Source organism: Bradyrhizobium lablabi (assembly GCF_001440475.1).
Classification (GTDB): Bacteria; Pseudomonadota; Alphaproteobacteria; order Rhizobiales; family Xanthobacteraceae; genus Bradyrhizobium; species Bradyrhizobium lablabi.
The window spans coordinates 1-4,931 of record NZ_LLYB01000115.1 but is presented as its reverse complement, the minus strand read 5'-3'; the positions used below and the strand labels follow the sequence as shown (position 1 = coordinate 4,931).

General features: G+C 62.1%; 5 protein-coding genes and 1 pseudogene. 4 read left to right on the top strand and 2 right to left on the bottom strand.

Going from position 1 to position 4,931, the window contains the following annotated elements:
- Positions 1-157: 157 nt before the first annotated feature.
- Entirely contained in the window at positions 158-976 is an 819-nt protein-coding gene (locus tag CQ14_RS32605; protein WP_057861881.1) for a DUF3658 domain-containing protein, read from the top strand.
- Positions 977-1,002: 26 nt separating this feature from the next.
- Here the strand turns inward: CQ14_RS32605 and CQ14_RS32600 are convergent, their stop codons facing one another.
- Positions 1,003-1,932, bottom strand: a complete 930-nt coding sequence (locus tag CQ14_RS32600) for a DMT family transporter (protein ID WP_057861880.1) — start codon at positions 1,930-1,932, stop codon at positions 1,003-1,005.
- A gap of 378 nt (positions 1,933-2,310) precedes the next feature.
- On the opposite strand from CQ14_RS32600, the gene CQ14_RS32595 reads away from it, so the two are divergent.
- Positions 2,311-2,487, top strand: coding sequence for a hypothetical protein (locus CQ14_RS32595; RefSeq protein WP_156435697.1), 177 nt, complete (start codon positions 2,311-2,313; stop codon positions 2,485-2,487).
- Between the two features lie 32 nt (positions 2,488-2,519).
- On the opposite strand, the gene ybaK is transcribed toward CQ14_RS32595, so the two are convergent.
- Complete coding sequence (gene ybaK / locus CQ14_RS32590) at positions 2,520-2,993, bottom strand: Cys-tRNA(Pro) deacylase (protein WP_057861882.1); 474 nt, start codon at positions 2,991-2,993, stop codon at positions 2,520-2,522.
- A gap of 336 nt (positions 2,994-3,329) precedes the next feature.
- Here ybaK and CQ14_RS32585 point away from each other — a divergent pair, with 336 nt between their 5' ends.
- Both CQ14_RS32585 and CQ14_RS32580 read left to right on the top strand, forming a co-directional pair.
- Entirely contained in the window at positions 3,330-4,622 is a 1,293-nt protein-coding gene (locus CQ14_RS32585) for an adenylosuccinate synthase (protein WP_057861878.1), read from the top strand.
- Positions 4,623-4,659: 37 nt separating this feature from the next.
- Positions 4,660-4,931 (top strand): annotated as a pseudogene (locus CQ14_RS32580) (hypothetical protein); the annotation flags it as partial.

The window sequence follows — 4,931 nt, the reverse complement described above, 5'->3', positions numbered from 1 at the left end:
CTCCTGCGCCGCAACAGCCGCCTTTTTCAACGGAATCGGCCAAAGGCAGACATTAGCTTTTGCCTCTCTTTACCATTTTCGATTGTGACAAATGTGCAGGCGTAACTACGCGCTATTCTGGAAAGGCAGAACCGCATCATTTCGGGAGAGGCTCGCAATGGCTGCCTCAACGCTTCACATCGTGTTCAATTCGTCCGCGGCGGCTGGCCTGCGCGACGCACTACGACAGGCAGGCCGCGACGAACGCGTGGTCGGCCTTTCCGACTGCCTCAGCTTCGGCCCCATCAACCCACCCGATCCCGAGTTGCGCAGGAGGTGGGTTGAAGACGAACTCGGCTATACGGGTTGGGAGGAAGTCGTCGGCGAAGCAACTTCCTTCTGGTCCGAGGCGCTGTCGATCAGCAGTCGAAGGGTCGCGTGGCTGTCGGGACGATCCACGCAAGAATATGCGGGTTTCCTCGAATGGCTGTGGCGGCTTGGCGAAGAACCAGTCGAGGTTGTCGATCTCAGCGACGTCATGGTGGCAGGAAATGGCACTGGGCCGACCAAGCCACACCCTGCAATTTCCCTCGCAATGTTGCCTCCACACACGATTCTCGAAAATGAACTGTTCGACCGCACTGAAACACTCACAGCGGTCCTGCGCGCACGGTATCGAGAATTGTGGGGACGCTTGAGGACCGAAAATGCACCACTGCGCGTCCTCAGCGAAGGTGAACTTGTATCCGCGCCGCTTTCATTCTTTGACCCGCTCCTGTTGTCGTGCGCAACGTCTGAATGGCAAAAGGCGGCAAGGGTTGTTGGAGAAGCACTCTCCGATTTCTGGGAGACGTCAGTGTTCCAGACCGACGATCTCGTCTTGTGCGCGCGTGTTCGCGCGCTTGCCGGGGCTGGCGGTCTGGAATTTCGGGGAAACCTATCTGACATTCAGAATAGCGAACTGCGGTTACCGATCAGTCGGGCTCGCCACGACTGAAAGGCTCATGTCAGTGCGTGCACGCCCTAGGCAGTCTGAGGCTTCCGCGACGCCACGAACACCCCGGTGAGCACCAGCGCAAACCCAATAAAGTGGAACGCCTGCGGATGCTCGCCAAGGAAGGCGATCGACATGATGGTCCCGAACACCGGCACCACGTGAAAGAACGGCGCGGCGCGGTTGGCGCCGATCAGTTGCACGCCGCGATTGAAGCAGAGATAGGCGATCGTCGAGGGGAACAACGCGACATAGGCGAGGGTGAGCAGGTTCTCGGTGTTGATCTGCATCAAGGGCCGCGTGAACAGTTCCCATATGAACAGCGGAATCAGGCAGGCCGCGCCGGCGCCGAAGGTGAAGGCGACGAACGACAGTCCGTGGATCTCGGGACGCTTCAGCGACAGCACCGAATAGAGCCCGAAGATCGCCAGCGCCACGAGGAAGATCAGATCGCCGCGGTTGAACTCGATGTTGGAAAGCTTGGTGAGGTCGCCATGCATCAGGATGATGACTACGCCCACCATCGACAACAGGACGCCTGCGGCTTGCGCCAGCGTCAGCCGCACTCCGAGCAGAATGAGCGACCACACCGCCACTACCAGCGGCCCGGCCGATTGCAACAGCAGAGTGTTCAGCGCCTGGGTATGTTCGAGCGCCCAGTATTGCAGCGTGTTGAACGCGCCGATGCCGGTAATCGAGAGCACGACCATGACACCGAGCCGGCCGCGGATCGCGTTCCAATCGCGCACCAGATGTTTCCAGGCAAAGGGCAGGATGATCAGGAACGCGAACGACCAGCGCAGGAATGAAAGCGTGACCGGCGCGATGTGGCCGGCGGCCAGCCGCCCGACGATGGCGTTGCCGGCCCAGCACAGCGCGGTGATGCTGAGCAAGAGGTAGGGCTGGTTGGCGAGCCAGTTTGCTGAAGGCGCTGACGAGCTATGTTCGGTAGCCGACATTCGAGAATTGTGCCCCGGTCATGATGCCGCGGCCCCGCCCGGCTGGTGTCGCCGGGCCGGAAATGTGGCCCGGCCCTTGTCACAGACACGGATTTGTGGCGCTCATCAATGGTGCAGGATGCATCGCGACCATGCAGGGCGCCCCCCTGCACATTGTTTGGGGTTGCCAGCAGGCAGGCGAATATGCAATCAAAGGACGATTGATTCATGTAACCCAACCTTGATTTGTTTTTTGGGTCGCATGCACTGGGTTATTTGGCGTTATTTCGTATTGAGCGTCCGTTTCGATCGTTGGGACCACGGCTTTTGAAGGCGACTGCTACGTCGGCAGCTTCCTCTCTCCGTGAGGTCGAATTTCTAGAGATGGTGGATCATTCCTTGAACAAGCCGATGTCGGCCGAAGAAGCCGAAGCCGAAACGCGCCACCAGTTTGCCGTTCGCGCCAACTCCATTCTCGCCTTCATCGAATGCGATGAGGAGCAGCGCCCGAAACTGCGCGCGGCCATCATCGAGGCCATGCTATGGGCGCAGGCGCAGCCGAAGCTCACCCAATAGGCCAGCGCGCAATAGGCCAGCGCCGAGGCCGCTCACGCCACGAGCGCCCGCGCGATCGCGCCCGCAGCCTTCAGGGCGTCGTTGGGATCAAGTTCGACCTGCAAGCCGCGCTGGCCACCATTGAGGAACACGCTCGGATGGCTGAGCGCGGCCTCTTCGATCGCGACCGGCACGCGCTTCTTCTGCCCGAACGGCGAGATGCCGCCGACATGATAGCCGGTCAGCCGTTCGGCGTCCGCCGGCCGCATCATCTTCGCTGCCTTGGCGCCAAAGGCGCCCGCAAGCTTCTTCATGCTGACTTCGCAATCCGACGGCACCACGGCGCAGACCGGCTTGCCGTCGACCTCGGCCATCAGCGTCTTGAGCACGCGCGAGGGCGGCACCCCGAGCGCTTCGGCGGCCTGTCGGCCGATGCTCGCCGCATCCGGATCGTAGTCGTAGGCATGGAGGGTGAATTTGACGGCGAGCTTTTCCAAAGCCTGCGTTGCACGGGTGGTTTTCGACATGGCCTTTCCGTCATTGCCCAATGTTAATGCGTTCGCCGCCGGGCGGTCACAAATTTTCCGGGGATATCAATGGGTTGGAGCCGTTCTAAGGACCCCCTAAAACCGCCTTCTTGCTTGCCTAGAGCACCCGCTTCCTTTATCCGGTGGGTGCCCCGCGCGCGAACGGCCCCGGCCGTGATTTTGGCTGGGCAAGCTNAGCGTTTTCGAGCGAAGTGGATACCGGTTCGCGTGAAGAAAACGCGTCAAAACTAAAGGGCGCATGACTCGTAGAAGTGGATACCGGTTTTCCGGAGAGATCATGCTGGGACCACCAGAATTGCAGGGAACACCTTAGAAATGGCCAATGTTGTCGTCGTCGGCGCCCAGTGGGGCGACGAAGGGAAGGGCAAGATCGTCGACTGGTTGTCGGAGCAGGCCGATATCGTCGTGCGCTTCCAGGGCGGCCACAACGCCGGCCATACGCTTGTCATCAATGGCGAGACCTACAAGCTGGCGCTGCTGCCGTCCGGCGTGCTGCGGCCAAGCAAGCTCGCCGTCATCGGCAACGGCGTGGTGTTCGATCCCCAGGCCTTCCTCGAAGAAGTGGCCAAACTGAAGGGGCAGGGCGTCGCCATCAGCCCGGACAATTTGCGCATTGCCGAGAACGTCACGCTGATCCTGCCGCTGCATCGCGAACTCGATGCCTTGCGCGAATCGTCCAACACGGGGACTGCGATCGGCACCACCCGCCGCGGCATCGGCCCGGCCTATGAGGACAAGGCCGGCCGCCGCGCGATTCGCCTGATGGACCTCGCCGATCTCGACGCGCTGCCGCACAAGATCGACCGTCTGCTGGCGCATCACAACGCGCTGCGCCGCGGCCTCAATCTCCAGGAGTTCGACGGCGCCAGCATTCTCAAAGATCTGACCGAAATGGCGCCGAAACTGTTGCCCTATGCCGAAACGGTGTGGCGGCTGCTCGACCTGAAGCGTCGCGAAGGCAAGCGCATCCTGTTCGAGGGCGCGCAGGGCGCGCTGCTCGACGTCGACCATGGCACCTATCCCTACGTCACCTCGTCCAACACGGTGGCGGCACAGGCCGCGACCGGCACCGGCATGGGCCCGGGCGCGGTCGGTTACGTGCTCGGCATCTGCAAGGCCTATACGACCCGCGTCGGTCTGGGGCCGTTTCCGACCGAGCTGAACAACGAGATCGGCGAGGAGATCGGCCGTCGCGGCAAGGAATTCGGCGTCAACACCGGACGCAAGCGCCGCTGCGGCTGGTTTGATGCCGTGCTGGTGCGACAGACTGTCCGCACCTGCGGCATCACCGGCCTGGCGCTGACCAAGCTCGATATCCTCGATGGCTTCGACACCATCGAGGTCTGCACCGGCTACATGCTGGACGGCAAGGAAATCGACCATCTGCCGGCGGGCGAGGGCGCCCAGGCCCGGGTGGTGCCGATCTACGAGACCATCGAGGGCTGGAAGGAGCCGACCGCGAATGCACGGTCTTGGGCGGATCTCCCGGCCCAGGCCATTAAATATGTTCGCCGGGTCGAGGAACTCGTGGGTTGCCCCATTGCATTGCTTTCCACCAGCCCCGAACGCGAGGATACTATCCTGGTACAGAACCCGTTCGAGGCTTAACGGGATGTTACTTCCGGGTCTGCAGTATTGAAGAGAAATGGCTGATTATTACCCGCTGATCGCACGCGCTATTGCCGGCCTGGACCCGAACGCTCCAGGTGAGAGCCGCCGTGCGCTCTATGAGCGGGCCCGCACCGCGCTGATCGCGCAGTTGCGCAGCGTTCAGCCGCCGCTGTCCGAATCCGAAATCACCCGCGAGCGGCTGTCGCTGGAAGAGGCCGTGCGCAAGGTCGAATCGGAAGCCGCCCAGCGCGCCCGCGAGGCATCGCGGCCCGGCGGTGGCGCGGCTGCGCGCGGCGGCGATGCCTT

Excerpts from the sequence above, each read along its gene's own strand:
- CQ14_RS32605 (WP_057861881.1), top strand. The coding sequence starts at position 158 with ATGGCTGCCTCAACGCTTCACATCGTGTTCAATTCGTCCGCGGCGGCT.
- CQ14_RS32600 (WP_057861880.1), bottom strand. The coding sequence starts at position 1,932 with ATGTCGGCTACCGAACATAGCTCGTCAGCGCCTTCAGCAAACTGGCTC.
- ybaK (WP_057861882.1), bottom strand. The coding sequence starts at position 2,993 with ATGTCGAAAACCACCCGTGCAACGCAGGCTTTGGAAAAGCTCGCCGTC.
- CQ14_RS32585 (WP_057861878.1), top strand. The coding sequence starts at position 3,330 with ATGGCCAATGTTGTCGTCGTCGGCGCCCAGTGGGGCGACGAAGGGAAG.